This window comes from Thermithiobacillus tepidarius DSM 3134 (assembly GCF_000423825.1).
Taxonomy (GTDB): domain Bacteria; phylum Pseudomonadota; class Gammaproteobacteria; order Acidithiobacillales; family Thermithiobacillaceae; genus Thermithiobacillus; species Thermithiobacillus tepidarius.
The window spans coordinates 1-18,342 of sequence record NZ_AUIS01000035.1; the positions used below are offsets into that span (position 1 = coordinate 1).

General features: G+C 67.2%; 20 protein-coding genes. 2 read left to right on the forward strand and 18 right to left on the reverse strand.

What is annotated here, in order from left to right:
* The 5 genes from G579_RS0112625 to cydP form a co-directional block, all read right to left on the reverse strand.
* On the reverse strand, positions 1 to 1,278 hold a 1,278-nt coding region (locus G579_RS0112625; protein ID WP_028990466.1), incomplete at its 3' end, for an NAD(P)/FAD-dependent oxidoreductase.
* A 35-nt stretch (positions 1,279 to 1,313) separates the two neighbouring features.
* Positions 1,314 to 1,454: a cytochrome bd-I oxidase subunit CydX gene (cydX, locus tag G579_RS18745; RefSeq protein ID WP_081662788.1), complete on the reverse strand. Its 141-nt coding sequence runs from the start codon at positions 1,452 to 1,454 to the stop codon at positions 1,314 to 1,316.
* Between the two features lie 8 nt (positions 1,455 to 1,462).
* The gene (cydB, locus tag G579_RS0112635) at positions 1,463 to 2,602 is read right to left on the reverse strand and encodes a cytochrome d ubiquinol oxidase subunit II (protein ID WP_028990467.1); all 1,140 of its coding nucleotides are present in this window, start codon (positions 2,600 to 2,602) and stop codon (positions 1,463 to 1,465) included.
* A 3-nt stretch (positions 2,603 to 2,605) separates the two neighbouring features.
* The gene (locus tag G579_RS0112640) at positions 2,606 to 4,174 is read right to left on the reverse strand and encodes a cytochrome ubiquinol oxidase subunit I (protein WP_028990468.1); all 1,569 of its coding nucleotides are present in this window, start codon (positions 4,172 to 4,174) and stop codon (positions 2,606 to 2,608) included.
* A gap of 17 nt (positions 4,175 to 4,191) precedes the next feature.
* A complete protein-coding gene (gene cydP, locus G579_RS19090; RefSeq protein ID WP_155989861.1) occupies positions 4,192 to 4,398 on the reverse strand; it encodes a cytochrome oxidase putative small subunit CydP in 207 nt (68 codons plus the stop codon).
* 191 nt (positions 4,399 to 4,589) lie between these two features.
* On the opposite strand from cydP, the gene G579_RS0112650 reads away from it, so the two are divergent.
* On the forward strand, positions 4,590 to 5,270 hold the full coding sequence (locus G579_RS0112650; RefSeq protein ID WP_028990469.1) for an alpha/beta hydrolase: 681 nt from the start codon (positions 4,590 to 4,592) through the stop codon (positions 5,268 to 5,270).
* An 814-nt stretch (positions 5,271 to 6,084) separates the two neighbouring features.
* Here the strand turns inward: G579_RS0112650 and G579_RS0112655 are convergent.
* Together G579_RS0112655 and G579_RS17530 are read right to left on the reverse strand one after the other, a co-directional pair.
* Positions 6,085 to 7,506 (reverse strand): dihydrolipoyl dehydrogenase family protein, encoded by a 1,422-nt coding sequence (locus G579_RS0112655; protein WP_028990470.1) that lies wholly within the window; start codon positions 7,504 to 7,506, stop codon positions 6,085 to 6,087.
* 91 nt (positions 7,507 to 7,597) lie between these two features.
* Complete coding sequence (locus G579_RS17530) at positions 7,598 to 8,779, reverse strand: methyl-accepting chemotaxis protein (RefSeq protein ID WP_051181604.1); 1,182 nt, start codon at positions 8,777 to 8,779, stop codon at positions 7,598 to 7,600.
* A 226-nt stretch (positions 8,780 to 9,005) separates the two neighbouring features.
* Between G579_RS17530 and G579_RS0112665 the strand changes: the two genes are divergently transcribed.
* Entirely contained in the window at positions 9,006 to 9,473 is a 468-nt protein-coding gene (locus tag G579_RS0112665) for an RrF2 family transcriptional regulator (RefSeq protein ID WP_028990471.1), read from the forward strand.
* On the opposite strand, the gene G579_RS17535 is transcribed toward G579_RS0112665, so the two are convergent.
* From G579_RS17535 to G579_RS0112720, 11 genes are all read right to left on the reverse strand, one after another.
* On the reverse strand, positions 9,470 to 9,820 hold the full coding sequence (locus tag G579_RS17535) for a DUF1971 domain-containing protein (RefSeq protein ID WP_051181606.1): 351 nt from the start codon (positions 9,818 to 9,820) through the stop codon (positions 9,470 to 9,472). The two genes, G579_RS0112665 and G579_RS17535, sit on opposite strands and share 4 nt — an antisense overlap.
* Before the next feature lie 21 nt (positions 9,821 to 9,841).
* Positions 9,842 to 10,441: an SCO family protein gene (locus G579_RS0112675; RefSeq protein ID WP_028990472.1), complete on the reverse strand. Its 600-nt coding sequence runs from the start codon at positions 10,439 to 10,441 to the stop codon at positions 9,842 to 9,844.
* On the reverse strand, positions 10,441 to 11,073 hold the full coding sequence (locus G579_RS17540) for a hypothetical protein (RefSeq protein WP_051181608.1): 633 nt from the start codon (positions 11,071 to 11,073) through the stop codon (positions 10,441 to 10,443). The genes G579_RS0112675 and G579_RS17540 overlap by 1 nt, the downstream gene beginning before the upstream one ends.
* Positions 11,070 to 11,669: an SCO family protein gene (locus tag G579_RS0112685; RefSeq protein WP_028990473.1), complete on the reverse strand. Its 600-nt coding sequence runs from the start codon at positions 11,667 to 11,669 to the stop codon at positions 11,070 to 11,072. The genes G579_RS17540 and G579_RS0112685 overlap by 4 nt, the downstream gene beginning before the upstream one ends.
* Positions 11,662 to 13,116 (reverse strand): cbb3-type cytochrome c oxidase subunit I, encoded by a 1,455-nt coding sequence (locus G579_RS0112690; protein WP_028990474.1) that lies wholly within the window; start codon positions 13,114 to 13,116, stop codon positions 11,662 to 11,664. The genes G579_RS0112685 and G579_RS0112690 overlap by 8 nt, the downstream gene beginning before the upstream one ends.
* Positions 13,117 to 13,132: 16 nt before the next feature.
* A complete protein-coding gene (locus G579_RS0112695; protein WP_028990475.1) occupies positions 13,133 to 13,657 on the reverse strand; it encodes a cupredoxin domain-containing protein in 525 nt (174 codons plus the stop codon).
* A 155-nt stretch (positions 13,658 to 13,812) separates the two neighbouring features.
* Positions 13,813 to 14,322 (reverse strand): CopD family protein, encoded by a 510-nt coding sequence (locus G579_RS0112700; RefSeq protein ID WP_028990476.1) that lies wholly within the window; start codon positions 14,320 to 14,322, stop codon positions 13,813 to 13,815.
* Positions 14,319 to 14,678, reverse strand: a complete 360-nt coding sequence (locus G579_RS0112705) for a DUF488 domain-containing protein (protein ID WP_028990477.1) — start codon at positions 14,676 to 14,678, stop codon at positions 14,319 to 14,321. The genes G579_RS0112700 and G579_RS0112705 overlap by 4 nt, the downstream gene beginning before the upstream one ends.
* A gap of 77 nt (positions 14,679 to 14,755) precedes the next feature.
* Positions 14,756 to 16,201 (reverse strand): hypothetical protein, encoded by a 1,446-nt coding sequence (locus G579_RS0112710; RefSeq protein ID WP_028990478.1) that lies wholly within the window; start codon positions 16,199 to 16,201, stop codon positions 14,756 to 14,758.
* Positions 16,198 to 17,526, reverse strand: coding sequence for a glycosyltransferase family 2 protein (locus G579_RS0112715; protein WP_028990479.1), 1,329 nt, complete (start codon positions 17,524 to 17,526; stop codon positions 16,198 to 16,200). The genes G579_RS0112710 and G579_RS0112715 overlap by 4 nt, the downstream gene beginning before the upstream one ends.
* 509 nt (positions 17,527 to 18,035) lie before the next feature.
* The coding region (locus tag G579_RS0112720) for a transposase (RefSeq protein ID WP_028990480.1) at positions 18,036 to 18,342 on the reverse strand (307 nt) is incomplete at its 5' end.

The following is an 18,342-nucleotide window of genomic DNA, read 5'->3' on the forward strand; positions in this document are numbered from 1 at the left end:
GGCGTGTTCCTTCAGTCGTTCGATGCCCAGAGCCTTGAGCATGTATTTTTCGTAGACGGGTTCGGAGGTGCCGGCCTTCATTTTGCGGATGAAGTATTTTTCGAAGGCGATCTTGGCCAGGTGCACCCACTTGCCCTGCTTGAACCAGTTGACGTTGCGCGGCGGGATCTGCGGCAGCGCCACGAAGGCGGCGCCGGTGTCGCCCATGTCGGCCAGGCAGATGGCGTTCCAGGTGCCCTGCGCCTGGACCGGGCGGCCGGCCAGCTCGTCGCGCAGGTTGTGGACGATGGCGGTGACCATCGACTCGATCATGTAGCCGGTCTTCGGCGCGCCGGTCGGCACCGGCGTGGCTTCCACCGGCGGGATGGCGATGCCGACGCCGGCGGCGAAGATGTTGGGATAGCGCGGGCTGCGCTGGTGCGCATCGACCAGCACGAAGCCGCGCGGATTGCACAGGCCCGCCACCGCCGCCACCGCGTCCACGCCCTTGAAGGCCGGCAGCATCATGGAAAAGGCAAAGGGCAGCGCGTGCTCCTGGATCACCTCGCCCTGGGCATTGTGCTCGGCCACGTGCATGGTGCCCGCTTCCACCCGGGTGACCTTGGCGTTGGTGATCCACTGGATGTGGCGGTTCCGCAGCTCGTGCTCCAGGAGGCCCTTGGAGTCGCCCACTCCGCCCAGGCCCAGGTGGCCGATGTAGGGCTCTGAGGTGACGTAGGTCATCGGCACGCGATCGCGCAGCCGGCGCTTGCGCAGATCGGCTTCCAGGATGAAGGCGTACTCGTAGGCCGGGCCGAAGCAGCTGGCGCCCTGGAAGGCGCCGATGATGGCCGGGCCGGGGGCGTTGAGGAAGTCCTGGTAGGCGGCATAGGCGGCTTCGGCGTGCTCGACGGTGCACACCGACTGCGTGTAGCCGCCGTGCGGCCCGGCGCCCGGCACCTCGTCGAAGGCCAGCTTGGGGCCGGTGGTCAGCACCAGGTAGTCGTAGTCCAGCGTCTGGCCGTCGGCCAGGGTCAGGCGGTTTTGGTCGGCGGCGATGCGGGTGACCGGCTGGGCGATGAAGGCGATGTCCTTGCGCTCCAGGTAGGGGCGGATCGGGAAGCTGATGTCGGCGCGCGTGCGCCAGCCCACCCCCACCCATGGATTGGAGGGCACGAACTGGAAGTAGTCGGTGGCGTTGACCACCGTGATCCGGTGCGCGCGCCCCAACGCCGCCCGCAGCTCATACGCCGCCGGCATCCCCCCCGTCCCCGCTCCGACAATGACTATGTGCGCCATAACACCCTCCTTGCTGGTTTCAGCTACGGAATGGACTAGGGCCTGCGATCCAGGTCGGGATATTCCGGGGCCGCGTCCAAGTTTTCATCGCTCCCCAGCAGCTCGCTCCACATGGCATTCAGAACGGCCAGCAGGATCGCCATCGTGACACCCAGTATCCAGGCAAAGTACCACATGGTCCCTCTCAATAAACGGTATGATCGTGGGAATGGATGAAGCGTTCCGTGACCTTGCCCCACATCACCCGGTAGGCCCAGGTGGTGTAGGCCAGGATCAACGGCATGAAAACCACCGTGACCCAGAACATGATGGCCAGGGTCATGTGGCTGGAGGTGCCGTCCCACACCGTCAGGCTGCTGCGCGGGTCGGTGCTGGACGGCATGACGAAGGGGAACATGGACACGCCGGCGGTGCCGATGATCCCCGCCAGGGCGGTCACGGACGACAGGGTGGCCAGCCCGGGCCGCCGGCGCGCGGCGAAGAGGATGCCCAGGAGGCCGCCGAGGAAGGCGGCAACGGGCAGCAGGACGGTCGACGGATAGGCGGCGTAGTTGCGCAGCCAAGCGCCGGTCTCCACCGCCACCGTCTTGGCCATGGGGTTGGGCACCGCCCAGGCGGGCGCGCTGCTGGTGACTACGTAGCCGTTGATGCCAGTGGCAACCCAGACGCCCGCCAGGGCGAAGGCGAGCAGCATCACGCTGCCGGCCAGCAGGCTCGCCTGGCGGGCGCGCTCGAAGATGATGCCTTCGGTGCGGATCATCAGGTAATTGGCGCCGTGGAAGACCAGCATGGACAGGCTGATGACCCCGGCCAGCAGCGCGAAGGGATTCAGGAGCTCCCAGAAGCTGCCGGTGTACAGCGGCCGCAGATAAGTATCGTAATGGAAGGGCACGCCCTGCAGCAGGTTGCCGAAAGCCACGCCGAAGATGAGCGCCGGCACCGCCGAGCCCGCGAAGAGGCTCCAGTCCCACAGGCTGCGCCAGCGCAAATCGGTGCGCTTGCTGCGGTACTCGAAGGCCACCGGCCGCAGGAAAAGCGTCCACAAGGCCGCCAGAACGGCGATGTAGAAGCCCGAGAAGGAAGCGGCGTAGACCGCCGGCCAGGCGGCGAAGAGCGCGCCGCCGGCGGTGATGAACCAGACTTGGTTGCCGTCCCAGTGCGGTCCCATGACGTTGAGCATCACGCGCCGCTCCGCGTCGCTGCGGCCCACGAAGGGCAGCAGCGTGCCGATGCCCATGTCGTAGCCGTCGGTGGCGGCAAAGCCGATCAGCAGCACGCCCAGGAGCAGCCACCAGATGAACTTCAGCACCTCGTAGTCGAGCATGGCTCAGGCCTCCGTGCGTGGGGCGGACGGGAGTTCGTCGCTGTCGCGGCCGGCGCGCAGCACGCCCGGGCCCTGGCGGGCGTACTTCACCATGAGATAGAGCTCGATGGCAAAGAGCACGCTGTAAAACAGAATGAAGGCGGACAGGGACAGGTAGATCTCCCCCAGGGAAATGGGCGACACGGAAAAGTGCGTGGGCAGGAAGCCGTAAATGGTCCAGGGCTGGCGGCCGTACTCGGCCACGAACCAGCCGAGCTCGCTGGCTACCCAGGGCATGGGAATGAACCACAGGGCCCAGCGCAGCAGCCAGCGCTTCTCCGCGAAGTTGCCCTTGACCGAGTAGTACAGGGCGAAGCCGAAGAGCACCAGGAAGGCAAAGCCCAGCAGCACCATGACGCGGAAGCTCCAGAACATGGGCCAGATCTTGGGAATGGTGTCCAGGGCGGCCTGCCGGACCATGGCCGGCGTGGCTTGGTTCACGTCTTTGGTGTAGCGCAGCAGCAGGCCGAAGCCGAGATCGTTGATGTGCGCCTGGAAGCGCTGCTTCGCCGCCTCGTCCCGGGGATCGGCGCGCACTTGGGCCAGCGCCGCCACCGCCACGGCGCCGCTGCGCACGCGCTGCTCGTTGATGCGCACCAGATCGTTCATGCCCAGGATGGGGGTGGACAGGGAGCGCGTGCCGATGATGCCCATCAGGTAGGGAATCTTGATCTCGTAGCGGTTGGTCCGGTTTTCCTCGTCGGGGATGGCGAAGAGCTTGAAGGCGGCCGGCGGCTCCTCGGTGTCCCAGATCGCCTCCATGGCGGCCAGCTTGGTCTGCTGGAGTTCGGTCACGGCGTAGCCGGACTCGTCGCCGAGCACGATCACCGACAGCGCCGAGGCGAAGCCGAAGGCGGCGGCAATGCGGAAGGACTTGCGCGCGAAGGCGACGTCGCGCCCCTTCAGGAGGTAGTAAGCGCTGATGCCGAGCACGAAGAGGGAGCCGGTGACGTAGGAGGCGCTGACCGTGTGCACGAACTTGGCCTGGGCGTCCGGATTGAAGAGCATCGCCCAGAAGTCCACCACTTCCATGCGCATGGACTCGGGGCTGAAGGTCGCTCCCACCGGGTTCTGCATCCAACCGTTGGCAATGAGGATCCACAGGGCCGAGGTGTTGGCCCCGAGGCCCATGAGATAGGTGACGACCAGGTGCTGGAGCTTGGACAGGCGCTCCCAGCCAAAGAAGAACAGGCCGATCAGGGTGGATTCCAGGAAGAAGGCGGTCAGCGCCTCGATGGCCAGCGGCGCGCCGAAGATGTCGCCCACGTAGTGGGAGAGATAGGCCCAGTTGGTGCCGAACTGGAACTCCATGGTCAGGCCGGTGGTAACGCCCATGGCGAAGTTGATGCCGAAGAGCTTGCCCCAGAAGCGCACCATCTCCTTGTAGATTTCCCGGCCGGTCATCACGTAGACCGTTTCCATGATGGCCAGGATGAAGCCCAGGCCGATGGTCAGGGGCACGAAGAAGAAGTGGAAGATGGCGGTGATGGCGAACTGCAGCCGCGACAGATCGACCAGCGTTTCGTTGAACATGGCGCCCCCTGGATGGGCTAGCGAGACGGATGGCTGCGCGGCTCCACCTGCTGCGTGCCCAGCAGGGCGCGGCTGACGTCCTCGACACTCAGGCGTGCGCTCAGCGGATCGCTGAAAAAGGCCAGCTTCAGGACCAGCAGGAGCACGGCCTTGATGGCGAGCACCATCAGGATCTCCCGGGCAAACCGCGTCCGCCGCCACCGAAAGTGTTTGATCGTCGTCATCGTGCCTGCCGAGTCAGCAACTTGCATATTCGAGGCAGAGCAGCCCAGGATAAGGAAGAGACCTTCGACGGATGTGCCCGCGGCCGGCCTCCGGCGCATCTTTGCCATGCCGCGGACGGGAGCAGGCAGGGCGGCATCGAAGGTGCACAAGGCGGCGGTATCACGCGCAAACCAGGAGGGAATCGAGGACCATGCCAGAGCAACCGTTACTGTCCACCGTAGAGGTGGAAACCGCGTCGCCGGTCACCGCCAGCATCGTCTGGCTGCACGGGCTGGGGGCGAGCGGCCATGATTTCGAGCCCTTCGTGCCGGAGCTGCGGCTGCCGCGCAGCCTCGGCCTGCGCTTCGTCTTCCCCCACGCGCCCCGCCAACCGGTGACCATCAACGGCCGCTATGTGATGCGGGCCTGGTACGACATCGCGCACCCGGACCTTGGCCGGCAGGTGGACGAAGCGGGCATCCGCCAGTCGCTGCAGGCGGCCTCCGCCCTGCTCGACCGCGAGCGCCAGCGCGGCATTCCGGCGGAACGCCTGCTGCTGGCGGGCTTCTCCCAAGGCGGCGTGATCGCCCTGCACGCCGGCCTGCGCTACCCGGCGAAACTGGCCGGCATCCTGGCCCTGTCCACCTATCTGCCATTCCCAGCCAGCCTGGACACGGAGGCCAGCGCCGCCAACCGCGGCACACCCATCTTCCTGGCGCACGGCGACTACGACCCGGTCGTACCCTTGACCCTGGCCGAGGACGCGCGGCACCAGCTGGACAGCCGCAGCTATCCGGTGGACTGGCGACACTATCCCATGGCGCACTCCGTGTGCGCGGCGGAGATCGGGGACATCAGCGGGTGGCTGCAGGGGCGGATCGGATCGGGGTGAGTGCGGGCAAAGTGCAGCGGTGTCGTTGGATGAAGCGCCGGCTGGCGCCCGTGGGAACTGGATGGCAGAGGTTGCCCGGCGGCAGCCTCCTTTGCCGTTCGCTGCACTCACTCTCGCCTGCGGCTCGCGAAAACGGGCAGCGCCCGTTTCATGAGGCGCCATAGGCGCCGAAAGCGCAGCGGTAAACTCCCGTTGGTCGTTTTGCCGTTCGCCGCGCTCACTCTCGCCTGCGGCTCACAAAAACGGGCAGCACCCGTTGCCTGACTCGCCGGCCGCGCTGGCTCAGACAGGCGCTCCCTCGTTGCTGCCGCCAGTGGCGGTAGGAGCGAGCTGGCTCGCGATCCACTGTGCCGATCGGGAAGCCATCGCGAGCGAGCTCGCTCCTGCATTTCCCGCCGGCCCCGCGCGGCGCGGCGGAACCATGGGGTGGAAAAACCAAACCCCTGACCCCGCTATTGCCACCGGCTGTAGGAGCGGGCTGGCCCGCGATAAAGGTCGCGGCCGGCCACCCTGGGATCGCGGGCCAGCCCGCTCCTACGAACCAGGATGGCGGCCCGCCAGGGCTTGGCGCGGTACCGCGTCCCACGCCCTGAATACCCGCTCCCCCTGGGAGCGGGCAGGGCGAGGGCCGGCCGTAGCGGATGCCCGGGCAGCGGCCTTCGCGCGGTAGGCGCGGATTGGCTCGCGGTCAACCGTTTCGGTCGCCCTTGGATCGAGGGCAAGCCCGCGCCTGCAGGCGGCCACGACAGCAGGGACGCAGATGGAGCCGGCCGTTGCCGGAACGACTCCAGCCTCGCTGTTCGGCACGCATCCCCTAGCGGGAAAAGATCTCCTCCGCCAGGCCCCATTGCGCCGCCAGGGTCTCGGTGGCGTTGAGCAACTCCTCGGAGCGGGCCGGGTGGTTGAAGTGGCCGTTGGCGATCCAGCGCAGGGCGGTGTCGCGGTCGGGTGCCAGGGCGAGCAGGTGGATGAGTTCGCCGGCCTCGTCGCCGACGATCTCGCCGCCCAGGAGCTCGCCGCTGTCCATGTCGGCTAGCAGGCGCACGAAGCCTTCCGTGTCGTCCTGGCCCAGGGCGCGCGGCGAGGTCTCGAAGGCGGCAAAGCCGACGGCGGGCTCGAAGCCCTCGTCCTCGGCCATGTCGTCGTTCAGGCCCAGGCGCCCCATCTCTACGGCGGAGTACACGAGCTCCGGCACCCACAGGGGTTTGCGCACGCGGCTGTTGCCGTCGATGATGTTGTGCACCGCCAGGGTGGCGTCGGCCAGGGCCTGGTTGGCATTCATGTAGGGGCCCACCACGTCGCCGATGGCGTAGATGTGGGGCTCGGCGGTCTGCAGATAGTCATTGGTCCGCACGAAGCCGCGCTCGTCGAGCTGCACGCCCGTGTGCTCCAGGCCCAACTCCGCCGTGTAGGGACGGCGGCCGGTGGCCAGCACGGCCCAGTCCACGGTGACGGTCTCGCCGCCGCAGAGCTGCAGCTCGAGGCCGGCGGCGGTCTCCGCCACCGCCTGCACCCGGCAACGGGTCTTGGGCCCGACGCCCGCGCTCTTCAGCGCCTTCATCAGGGTGCCGAGGGCCTGCGGGCTGTACAGGCTCTTGGACAGGGGCTTGGCGTCCACCAGCCACTCCACCTGCTTGCCCAGCATCTGGAAGATGAAGGCAAACTCCACGCCGATCACGCCGCCGCCGATGATGGCCACCCGGTCGCCGGGCGGCACGCCGTCGTCGTAGAGCATGTCGCTGTTGATGAGCTTGCCGGGGATGAGCGCCAGGCCCGCCGGAGTGATGGGCGCCGAGCCGGTGGCGATGATGATGTGCTCGGCGCTGACGCGCTGCCTGCCGCTCCGGCCCTCCACCTCCACCGTGTGCGCGTCGAGGAAGCGGCCGTGGCCCTCCAGCTGCTGGGCGCCGAGGCGCTGCAGGTAGTCCACGTAACTGGCCCGCACCGTCTCCACCACCTTGCGCTGGTGCTGCCAGGCCTGCTGCATGTCGCCGCGCAGGGCGCCGTCGGCGACGAGCCCGCGCTCGGCGAAGGCGCGGCTCTTGCGGATCAGCTTGGCGCTGTAGTGCCAGTCCTTCTTGGGCACGCAGCCGCGGTTCAGGCAGGTGCCACCCCAGGTGTGGCGCTCGACGATGGCGGCCTTTTGCCCGCGCAGGGCGGCCAGCACCGCCGCCCGGTAGCCTCCCGGGCCGCTGCCGATGACGAGAAGATCGAAGGAATCCTTGCTGGATGACATGAACACGCCTCAAACGGTGGAAAAGCAGGTGCCCACAGTTTGCGGCAAGGAGCGGGGGCGCGGCAAGGGCCGCGCAACGGCGCCGCCCGGATTACTTTACCTTGAAGCTGCGCAGCATCTGGCTCAGGTCAGCGGCCCGCTTGGCCAGGGCATCGCTGGTCGCCTCCGCCTCCCGGGTTTCGCTGGCGGTCTGCGCGGTCAGGCTGTCGATCTCCTGCACCCGCGCCTCGATGGCCTCCACCACGCTGGCCTGGGCCTCGGCGCCGGCAGCGATCTGCTGGATCATGCCGCTCACGTTGCCGATGCTGTGCACGATCTCCTGCAGGGCGTCGCCGGCGGCATGGGCCTTGTCCACCCCCTGGCGCACCTCCTGGGTGCCGCTGTGCATGGTGGCCACCGCGTTGCGGGTTTCCTGCTGGATGCGTTGTATCATGCCGTCGATCTCGCGGGTGGCGTTGCCGGTCTTTTCCGCCAGCTTGCGCACCTCGTCGGCGACCACGGCGAAGCCGCGCCCTTGCTCGCCGGCGCGCGCCGCCTCGATGGCGGCGTTCAGGGCCAGCAGGTTGGTCTGCTCGGCAATGTCGTTGATCACCGCCACGATGGCGCCGATCTGGTCGGACTGCTGCCCCAGGCTGCCCACCGCCTTGGCGGCCTCGCTGACCGCCCGCTCGATGCGCTGCATGCCGCCGATGGTGTCCTGCACCACCTGGCCGCCCGAGCGCGCCAGGTCCTCGGCCTTCTGCGCCGACGCCGCCACCTCGGCGGCATGCTGGGCGATCTCGGCCACGGTGCTGGACAGGTCGCCGACGGCGCGGGTGATCTGCCGGGCGCCCTCTTCCTGGGTGATCAGCTGCTGGTTGACCTGCACCATGATGCCCTGGATGGAGTGGGCCCCCTCGTCCACCGCCTGGCCGAGACTGGCCACCTTGCCGATCAGCTCGCGCAGGTTGGAAGCCATCTGGTTGAAGCTGCGCACGATCGCGCCGATGGTGTCGGCGCTCTGCATCTGGCAGTGGTGGGTGAGGTCGTTCTGGCTGATGGCGTTGGCCACCACGGAGATGCGCTGCAGCTTGCTCAGCAGCACGCGCTTGAAGATCATGTAGTTGATGATGCCGATCATCAATCCGGCCACCAGGCAGCCGGCCACGAAGAAGACCAGCATGCCCGGCTTCCACTGGACGAAGAGGTTGGCGTAGAAGGGAAACACCGCGCCCATGAGCAGACCGAAGCCCAGAAAGGAAAAGAGCATGTTTCTCAGAATGCTGGGTTGCATGACGTGCCCTCGAGTGACCAAACCGTAATCATTGTCCGGGTGAAGCCGTGTTATGCTTTACGGCACAATTCGGGAAACATTTAACGCCGGACGCGGTCGCGGCATCCGGCTTAAGGCCCATGCAGAACGCAGCCGGCGGATCCGGCGACTGGCCGGCTTCAACTTAGATGAAACCGGCAAAAATAACCACTGTCTAAGAATAGTTACCAAGTGCACGGAACCACGCATGCAACTGACCCGCTACACCGATTACGCCCTGCGCGTGCTGATCTACCTCGGTCTGCAGAAGGACCGGCCGGTCACCATTCAGGAAATCGCCACGAGCTACGGCATCTCCAAGAACCATCTGATGAAGGTGGTGCACAACCTGGCCAAGGCCGGCTTCATCCTGACCTCGCCCGGCAAGGGCGGCGGGCTGCGCCTGGGCCGGGCGCCGGCGCTGATCCGCGTGGGCGACGTGGTCAGGCATACGGAAAGCGATCTGAGCATCGTCGAGTGCCTGGGCAGCGGCAAGGGCGACTGCCCGCTCAATCCCGCATGCCGCCTGAAAGGCGTGCTGGCGGAAGCGCGCGACGCCTTCCTGTGCGTCCTCGACCGCTATACCTTGGAGGACCTGCTGGGCAACGGCGGGCGCCTCGCTCCTCTGCTGGGCATTCACCAACCGGTGACCGTGCAGCTCAGCTCGGCTGACTAGTCCCCGCCGTCCTCCCGGAATCCCAGCTCCCGATCCATGGGGCGCGCCAGGCGCGCCGCATCGGTGTCCGGCTGCTTGTAAAACTCCAGATAGAAGCTGACCGACCCCAGCGGCTCCACTGCGTGGTAGACCGATTCCTCGATGACGCCGGGCCGTTCCGGCGTCAGCTCCCATTCCTCGGGCGGATCGCTCTCGATGCGGTAACGCAGCCGGCCCGACAGCACCACGATGCGCGCCCAAGCGCCGGGCTTGGTGTTGTGACGGGCGCGCAGAGCGGCGGGCATGCTGGCTTCGGTGAAGACGGCGGTGCGCTTGTAGGGCTGCATTCCGGCGGGAATCTCCTTCATATCGACCTCCTTGCGTGCACGTCAGCCCCCCTGCTCCGCCAGCAGCAGCTTCACGTCGTGGGCAATGACGTCCGCCCCCGAGCCATAGCCGGCCATCAGGCGCAGGCGGCCCCGGCGGTCGAAGATGTAGGTGCCGGCCGTGTGGTCCATGGCGTAGCCCGCCGCGGAGCCGGACGGCTGCTTTTTGTAGTAGACGTGGAAGTTCTTGGCGGTCCTGGCGATGGCCGCCGGGTCGCCGTAGAGCCCGAGGAAAGTGGGATCGAAATAGGGCACGTACTCGGCCAGTGCCGCCGGCGTGTCGCGCTCGGGGTCCACGGTGACGAAGAGCACCTGCACATCCTGCGCCGCCGACCCCAGTTTCTTGCGCACCTGCGCCAGCTCGGCCAGCGTGGTGGGACAGACGTCGGGACAGTGGGTGTAGCCGAAGCTCATGAGCACCACCTTGCCCCGGAAGTCGGCCAGGCGGCGCGGCTGGCCGTGGTGGTCGGTCAGGCGGAAGTCGGCATCGTAGCCGGCTTGGCTGATGTCGGTGGACTGGAACGGCTGCGGCGCGGGCTGCGGCTTTTCGGTACAGCCGAAGAGCGCGGCGCAGAAGACGGCAACGGCGAGCAGGGAACGCATCACGACGACTCCACGGGCGGGGAACGGAAATGTTCCCGACATTCGGCTCCATTATCCGCCATTTTGGTGCCGCCGAAAAAGACGCCCGCTGCCCAGGCCAGGGTGGTGAGGGCGGTCAGGAGCAGGAGCGCCCAGCCGAGTAGGGTCTGTTGATCCACCAGATAGCTGTTGCACAGGCGCACCGGGGCTACCAAGTACAGCCAGCCCATGACGGCCAGCATGGAAATGAGGTTGGCCCAGACGAAGCCGCGTGCCACCGGATGCAGCCGTGGCCAGCTCAAGGCCAGTGGCACGCCGGCCAAAAGCGGCAGGGACAGGAACTTGGCGGCCTCCATCAGGGGCTCGCCCAGCGCGGCGTCCAGGGAACGGGGCAGCATCCAGAAGCTCAGGGTGAAGCTGGCCAGCAGGATGCCCGCGATGCCGCCGCGATTGCCGCCCCGCAGGCACCGCGGCCAGCGCCGGGCCGCGGCCGGACCCAGCAGATGGCCGGCCACGACCAGGAGGGGGATCTGCACCAGCATGTGGCCGAGCATGTGGCCCTCCAGCCAGGCGGCCACCAGCGGCAGCGCCAGGATGCCGAGCAGGGCCAGGCCCGCCTCCGTGCGGCGCACGGACAGGGTGCCGGCGCTCATGGCAGAGTCCGCGCCCGGCGCAGGGCGCCCGGCACGTCGCCGGGATCGTGGATGGCGGCCAGGCGCCCGCCGCGGTTCAGCACGTGGATCGCCGCGTTGTGCTCGAAACCGCCGTAAGTGTCGGGAATCACGGTAACGCCGAAAGCCTTGAGCAGCGCCTGCAGCTGGACGGGGTCATTGATGCGGGCGATGCGCCAGCGCCGGCCGTCGGCGCCGTAGCGCCGGGCGTAATCCCGCAGGCGGGCCGGATCGTCATGGCGGGGATCGAAGCTGATGCTGAGCAGTACCACGTCCGCCCTCCCCTGCGCTGGCAGGCGTCGGTAGAGCTGCTGGAAGCTCGCCCCCAGGGAGGAACAGACCGTCAGGCAGCGGGTGTAGATGAACTCCACCAGCACCACCCGCCCCTGATAGTCCTGCAGCCGGAACGCGCGGCCGTCCTGATCCTGCAGGACGGCCGCGGGGAGCGTCCGCGGCCTTTCCTGCACGGCCAGGCGGCGGGCGCCTTCCGCGGTGAAGGCGCGCAGCCCGTCCGTGCCCAGCCAGAGGCTCGCCGTGCCCAGCGCGCACACGGCGAGCACGGCGAGCACGCTACGCATGGCGCGCCGCGCCCAGGCGCGGCAGGCTCAGCAGGAAGCGCGCCACGAAGACCAGCACCGCGGCCACCACCAGCGCCACGAATACCGAGGCGATGCGGTCGTAGGGCACCCACTCGGGCAGGTGCACCGCGTAACGGCGCGGCACGCTCTCCTTGCCGGAGTAGAGGAAGCTGAACACGAAGCCCAGGGCGCCCAGCAGGTAGAGCCACAGGCTGGCGCGGTCCAGGCCGGTATCCGCGGCCTGCCCGGATTTGAGCAGGTAGTACATGAAGCCGAAGAACATGGAGACCACGCCCAGCAGCAGGTAGAAGTGGAAATGGCCGGGCACCCACAGGGTGTTGTGCATCACTTGGTTGATGACGATGGTGCCGTCCACGATGGCCGGCACCACGCCGCCGGTCCAGCCGAACATGGACAGGAAGAGCAGGCCCGAGGCCATGTCCCATCGGATGCCGGAGCGGTAGACGATCATCAGCGCGCCGTAGGCGGTGACCACCAGCACCGGCAGGCCGTTGAGGTAGGAGATGATCTGCCCCATCAGCAGCATCCACTGCGGCATGGCGTAATCCATGAGCAGGTGATGGGGATAGATGATGATCACCAGCACGGTCGAGACGGTCCAGGCGGCCAGGAAGACCCGGTTCGCTTTCCAGGGCCGATTGGTGTAGCGCGGCAGGATCTCGTAGACGGCGATGACCGCCTTGTAGATGACCGCGTTGATGAAGACGTGGCCGAAGAAGTAGATCAGGTTCTTGGCGAGCAGCGGATCGATGCGGAAGCTCGGCACGTAGAGATTGATGAGGCTCATGGTCAGGATGCTCGCCCCGGCGACGATGCCGAGCGTGTCCACGATGATCACCATGGTGCTCGCCACCACCGTGGGCGGCGGGCCGTAGCCCTCGACCCTGCCGAAGAGCTGCGGCCAGCCGAGCGCGTTGGCGAAATTGCCGTAGCGGGCGAGGATGGCGCGCGCCGCATCCAGGTAGAAGAGCAGGAAGCCGGTGCCGATCAAAAGCAGCCCGCCCAGGAAGAGCGCCGCCGCCCCCTTGCCCCACAGCCCCATGGACATGGCCGGTAGCGGGAAGAGGAAGGTCCAGGCGCCGGCGAAGCCGCCGAGAAAGACGCCGGCCAGGATCATCACCACGCCGATCAAAAAGAGCGCCAGATTGGCGAGGAAGATGCCGGTGCTGAGCTTCACGTATTGGCTCAGGAAGTACCACATGATGGCGGCGCTGCCGAGGGCGGTGATGCCGACCATGCCGGCGCCGTGCACGGTCATGATCTGGTAGAAGCGGTCGGGGCCGATAGGCAGCAGTTGGCCCTCGGTCATGCGCATGAGCAGGCCGAACACCATCATCAGCAGCAAGACCACCGCCGCCGTCGCCATGTAGGCCAGCACGCTGCGCCGGGCGGCCAGCGTCAGGGGATTCTGGATCGCGTCATTCATTTTCATTGTCCTCCGCTTAGCTTTCCTGGACCTGGATTTCGGCCATCATGTTCTGATGGGCGACGCCGCAGTATTCCAGGCACATGATCTTGTAGGTGCCGGGCCGGGTGAAGGTGTAGCGCACCTTGTTGACGTACTCGGGCATGGCCTGGGTCTGGGCGACGATGCGCATGTCGGGGTCGTAAACGGCGAAGCCGTGGTTGACGTCGGCGCTGGTGATGCGGAACTCCACCGGCTGACCGGCCCGGACGGTGTTGCCGCTCAGGGTCCAGTACCACTGGTGGCCGACCACCTCGACGACCTGCGCGGCCGCGCCCCGGTCGCGCATGGCGGCGTAGGGCAGATCGGTCATGCTGTACAGCAGGGTGGGCGTGCCCAGCAGCACCAGAGCCCAGAAAAAGCGCGTGCGGATGCGATAGCCGCGGTGCTGGATCGGCTCGTAGTCCGCGTGCTGGCGGGCGCGCAGCGCCACGAACACGAAGACCAGCGCCAACGCCGACACCAGGATCAAGGTGACCTGCCAAGCGAGTTGTTGGTACATGGCTCTCCCTCCATGAAAAGATATATTTAAAATACACTATTTATGCCGCCACCCTGCCCCGAAACCTGGGCCATGACCGGCCAATAGATGTATTGAAAATACATTAATAGGAAGGCGCGGCGCCCGTCAAGTACCAAGTGCGAGCGCGCCGCGGCTCAGGGCAGCCCGCGCACCAGCGCGACGGCGAGGAACACGATGGCCAGGGACAAGAGCAGATTGAGCCGGCCCATCCAGGCCGCCAACCGGCGCAGCCGGCGGGTGTCGGGGGCGTCCGGCGCCTGCTGCCAGCGGGCCACGCTGCGCGGGCCGACGTAAAAGTCATGCACCGCGCTGATGCCCAGCACGGCGGCCACCAGAAACAGCTTCATGGCGAGCACGCTGCCGAAGGGCGCGCGCCAGAACGCCGCCTCCCCCAGCAGGCTGCCCAGGCCGCGGTAGTAGAGCGCCAGGGTGCCGGTGGCGACGAGCAGGACCAGGGCGACCCAGCCCACCACGCGAAAGCGCAGGCCGCTCAGCTGCACCAGTTCGGGCGCCAGCGCCCGGTAGCGCTCGCTGCGGCTGAGCGGCAGCAGCACCAGCACGAAAAAGAGCATGCCGCCCACCCACAGGGCGGCGGCCAGGATGTGCAGCCAGACGAAGAAGAGATAGCCGCCGTGTCCGCTCATGGCTCGTCCAATTGCTCCCGCAAAAAGTCGCGCAGGACCAGGGCGCCGTTGTGCGCGGTGTCGCGGGCGCTGTACAGCAGGGTCACCGGACCCTGCCGGGCCGCCTCCAGCAGCGGGCACCAGGCCGCCGGATCGGCCGCCAGTTCCGCCCGGTAGCGCTGCCGAAATTCCGCCCACTTGGCCGGGTCATGTCCGAACCACTGGCGCAGCGCCGTGCTCGGGGCCACGTCCCGAAGCCAGGCGTCCAGCGCGAGCGCCGCCTTGGTCTGGCCGCGCGGCCACAGGCGCTCCACCAGGAAACGGGCGCCGTCGTCGGGCGCTGGCGGCTCATAAACGCGCTTGACGTGGATCGGCATGCATTACTCCCCCGCGAAACGCATGGATGTCCGTCCGATTGTAGCAGCGCCTTCGCCCCCGCGGCAGAGCCCTCTGGTCACCAGGGGAGGGTCAGCGCGGTGGCGATGTAGCCGCGGCGGTAGCCGGGCCCCGTGCTGCTGGCGATGGCCGAGTCGCCATAGCCTGCCTTGAGCTGAACCCGCAGCCGGCCGGCCATACGGCCGCTCAACTGGGTCTCGGCGCTCAGCGTGTTGGCCCCCTCGCCGTCGATATGCTGCCGGCCGAGGCCCAGCACGGCCCGGACCTGCCACTGGGCCGGCAAGGACTGCGCCAGCACGGCGCTGAGCTGGGCTTCGCGAAAGCGCTGCGGGTTGAAGTAACCGACCACATCCTCCCGGCTGCTGATGAAACAGCGCCCGTACAGCCGGGCGCCCACGCTCAGCCTCGTCCCCGGCACGGTCGCCAGGGCCGATCCGACTCTGAGCACCGCACCATGGCGGGCATTGCCATCGCTGAAATCCTGGCGATACAGGGAGCCGGCCAGGGTGGCCAGACTGCCCACGCGGTGATCCGCGCCCAGGGTGAAGGTGTGGACGGCGATGCGCCGGTCGAGGGCGGCGATGGTGCGGACCGCCGCCGTTTCCGCGCCGAGCGCCATCCCCCAGTCATCTCCCGGGCGGTAGTCGAAACCCAGGGCGCCCACGGGGTAGGTCCAGTCCCCGTGCTGGCCCAGCCCGAGCCGGCCGCTCAACCGGCCGCTGTCGCCGATTCGGGTCGCAACGCCGCTGAACGCCTCACGCAGGCGGGCGCTGGCCGCATCGGTGGAAAGCGTCTGCAAATCGAGGCCAAGCTGGTAGGTGGCGTGCGCCAGCCGGCCACTTCCCCGAGGGCCGAAGGACGCGGCCAGAGTCCATCCATGCTCGCGCAAGCCGTCGTTGTCCTTGGCGTAGGCGAAGGCGAGCTCCGCCGACCGCCTCAGGCGGAAACGCGATTCCTCCTGCAATCTGGCGTACTCGCGGGCGAGCCACGCGCCGTGCCGCTCGGCGGTGACCGGCTCCGTCGGCGCGGCCAGCAGGGCGGCTGCTTCGCGCGCCCAGCCCAGCGCCAAGGCGGCCCGGGCGGCCTCTACCGCGGCCGCCGGGGAACGAGGCGCCAGCTCCGCCGCAATGCCATAAGCTTCCCGCGGCCGATCCAGGCCGTTCAAGCTCCGGGCCAGGCCCACGCGGATCTCGTCCCGGTCCGCCGGCGTCGTGGCCAGGGGCAGCGCTTCCTGGAACATGCGCCGCGTCAAGGCATAGTCCTCCAGCCAAAGCGCCGCCCGCCCGGCCCCCACCCGGGCCGCGATCCGGTCATCCCCGCCCGGCGAGCGCCCCAGGGCGGCGAGGAAGTGCTGCAGCGCCTGTGCGGGCTGCTCGCCGAGCAAGGCCTGACGACCCGCCACGATCTCGGCGGCTGCGGCGGAATCCGCCGACTCGGCCGCCAGGATCGGGGCGGCGGCTGTCGCCGTCATCCAGGCGGCCAGGGCAATCGCTGCATGCTTCATTTGGTCCCCCAGTTCTTGCGCCGGTTGGCCACCTCCGCCGCGTAGCCCGCGACACAGGCCGGTGTCATCAGCAGTTGATAAAAGAGCATGTAGAACAGAAAGCCCAGGCGATTGCGCCGCACGCGCAGGCTCTTGCTCTGGAACATGCTCCGCTGCACCTGGTACATCAGCAGATTGTTCAGGACGGCCAGCGGCAGCACCGCCAAGGTCATGGGCCCGGCGATGTAATAGCGGCCGAAGAGCGCCGCAATGACTCCGGGGACGAAGACCAGCAGGAAAAAGAGGTCCAGCAGCGGAAAGATCAAGTTCAGATAAAAGAAAGGCAGATTCAGGCGCGGCTGCAGCAGGACGCCCGGATGGTGCTTGAACGCCTCGATCAATCCCCGTGCCCAGCGCTGGCGCTGGCGGAAAAACTGCTTGTAGCTGGTGGGCACGTTGGTGAAGACCACGCCGTTTTCCGCATAGCCGATGCGATAGCCGCGCTTGAGGAGAGCCCAGGACAGCACGATGTCCTCGCCCACTGTGTCCGGCCAGCTGCCCACTTCCAGAACGGCGCGCTTGCGATACAGCGAAAAAGCACCCTGCGCCACCAGCGTCCCCTGGTACAGGCTCTGGGTACGCTTGACCACGGCGATGCCGTGGAAGAAATCCCATTCCTGAATGCGCGTCAGCCAGTTTTCGCGCGAGTTGCGCACGTGGACGGCACCGGCGACGGCCACGGTGCCGGCCGGATCGCTCAGGTAGCGGGCCACGATGGCTTCCAGGGCACCGCGATAGAGGAAAGTGTCCGCGTCGATGGACACAATGAGCTCGTGCCGGGCTGCCTCGAGGCCGCGGTTCAGGGCCCTGGCCTTGCCGCCGTTGCGCGGCAGGCGCACGAGCCGCAGGTGCGGCACCCGCAGGCCGCCGACGACCTGGGCCGTGGCATCCGTCGAACCGTCGTCGATCACGATGATCTCGAGCTCGCCCGGATAATGCTGGCCGACGATGGAGTCAATGGTGCTGGCGATGCTCTGTTCCTCGTTGTAGGCGGCAATCAGCAGGCTGATGGGCGGAAACGCGGCCACGGGCTTGCTGCCCGGCCGCCGGTCGAAGGCCAGGCTGAAGAAGATGAAGGCGTTGGCGTAGCCCGGCAGCACGGCAATGCCGATCACGATCACCAGCGCCAGCGGATAGCCGATGTGGCCGGCGAGCTCGTCCGTCCAGGGCCGAGCCAGATGCCAGCTCACGGCGCACCAGAGCACCGCCAGCGTCAATGCCAGCGCCAGCTTGTACTTGACCGGCACATACAGGCCTGCCCGCTGCTCGAGCCCCGCTTCTCGCATGGCCGGCCATGACCGCTCCGGCTGCCGGATCGCCGCCGTGCCCGCGGCACCGCTCGCCTGGATCGCATCTACATGATGTGCTTGCGCGCTCTCCTGCCGCGCGGTGGCGGCAAGTGTCGAATTCCCCACCCAGAATCCCCGCTTTTTGTTGCCCGTTTTCTATGAACACAGTGCTTCCGGAACCGGGGCAGCCAACGATGAATCAATGAAAGTGGAGCCAGCAGCAAAAGCTCCCATGGAAAACCGTTGAATTCCGGCCATGAGGTTGAAAAAGATGGCACTCCGGACCCAGAGGCTGGATACGGGGCATTTTGGTGAATGGCAAAGCGGCTGGATAGCAGGGATTACTGTTTTTCATGTCGGCGTTTCCGCCGCATGGGAGAGAATACCTTACGAGCAGGCAGGAATTTTCCTACAGAAAGGCTGAACAGCTACATTGAGCTTGATTCCGCTCGCTTTTCCAGTACGCAGGTATTGCGGCGGGTCTCGTTTTTTGGCTCTGTTGAATTTCAAGTGGGTTGCCGGGCATGAGGGTTGATCACTGCGAAGTCGAGCTTGCCGGCGATCAGGAAGATGACGGTTCTGATAGTGGTGAAGCGGGTGAAGCCGCGAGCGCGGCGCTTGGCGGACTGAAACAGGCCGTTGAGCGCTTCGAGGAAGCCGTTGGTCTGGCGGGTCTGGGCCCAGGCGACGATGCCCTCGAGGTGGCGACGGACCATGGCGGCGACCTCCTTCATGGGTTCGACCTTGGAACGCATGACGCAGGTGCACCAGTGCTTGAGCATGTCGCGTGCCACGTTGATCTGCTTGCGCGCG

Coding starts and splice junctions, on each gene's coding strand:
- cydB (WP_028990467.1), bottom strand. CDS start 2,602: ATGCTCGACTACGAGGTGCTGAAGTTCATCTGGTGGCTGCTCCTGGGC.
- G579_RS17540 (WP_051181608.1), bottom strand. CDS start 11,073: ATGAGCGCCGGCACCCTGTCCGTGCGCCGCACGGAGGCGGGCCTGGCC.
- G579_RS17535 (WP_051181606.1), bottom strand. CDS start 9,820: ATGAAGGAGATTCCCGCCGGAATGCAGCCCTACAAGCGCACCGCCGTC.
- G579_RS0112650 (WP_028990469.1), top strand. CDS start 4,590: ATGCCAGAGCAACCGTTACTGTCCACCGTAGAGGTGGAAACCGCGTCG.
- G579_RS17530 (WP_051181604.1), bottom strand. CDS start 8,779: ATGCAACCCAGCATTCTGAGAAACATGCTCTTTTCCTTTCTGGGCTTC.
- G579_RS0112655 (WP_028990470.1), bottom strand. CDS start 7,506: ATGTCATCCAGCAAGGATTCCTTCGATCTTCTCGTCATCGGCAGCGGC.
- G579_RS0112705 (WP_028990477.1), bottom strand. CDS start 14,678: ATGCCGATCCACGTCAAGCGCGTTTATGAGCCGCCAGCGCCCGACGAC.
- G579_RS0112640 (WP_028990468.1), bottom strand. CDS start 4,174: ATGTTCAACGAAACGCTGGTCGATCTGTCGCGGCTGCAGTTCGCCATC.
- G579_RS0112685 (WP_028990473.1), bottom strand. CDS start 11,669: ATGCGTAGCGTGCTCGCCGTGCTCGCCGTGTGCGCGCTGGGCACGGCG.
- G579_RS0112690 (WP_028990474.1), bottom strand. CDS start 13,116: ATGAATGACGCGATCCAGAATCCCCTGACGCTGGCCGCCCGGCGCAGC.
- G579_RS0112675 (WP_028990472.1), bottom strand. CDS start 10,441: ATGCGTTCCCTGCTCGCCGTTGCCGTCTTCTGCGCCGCGCTCTTCGGC.
- cydX (WP_081662788.1), bottom strand. CDS start 1,454: ATGTGGTACTTTGCCTGGATACTGGGTGTCACGATGGCGATCCTGCTG.
- G579_RS0112710 (WP_028990478.1), bottom strand. CDS start 16,201: ATGAAGCATGCAGCGATTGCCCTGGCCGCCTGGATGACGGCGACAGCC.
- cydP (WP_155989861.1), bottom strand. CDS start 4,398: ATGACGACGATCAAACACTTTCGGTGGCGGCGGACGCGGTTTGCCCGG.
- G579_RS0112665 (WP_028990471.1), top strand. CDS start 9,006: ATGCAACTGACCCGCTACACCGATTACGCCCTGCGCGTGCTGATCTAC.
- G579_RS0112715 (WP_028990479.1), bottom strand. CDS start 17,526: ATGCGAGAAGCGGGGCTCGAGCAGCGGGCAGGCCTGTATGTGCCGGTC.
- G579_RS0112695 (WP_028990475.1), bottom strand. CDS start 13,657: ATGTACCAACAACTCGCTTGGCAGGTCACCTTGATCCTGGTGTCGGCG.
- G579_RS0112700 (WP_028990476.1), bottom strand. CDS start 14,322: ATGAGCGGACACGGCGGCTATCTCTTCTTCGTCTGGCTGCACATCCTG.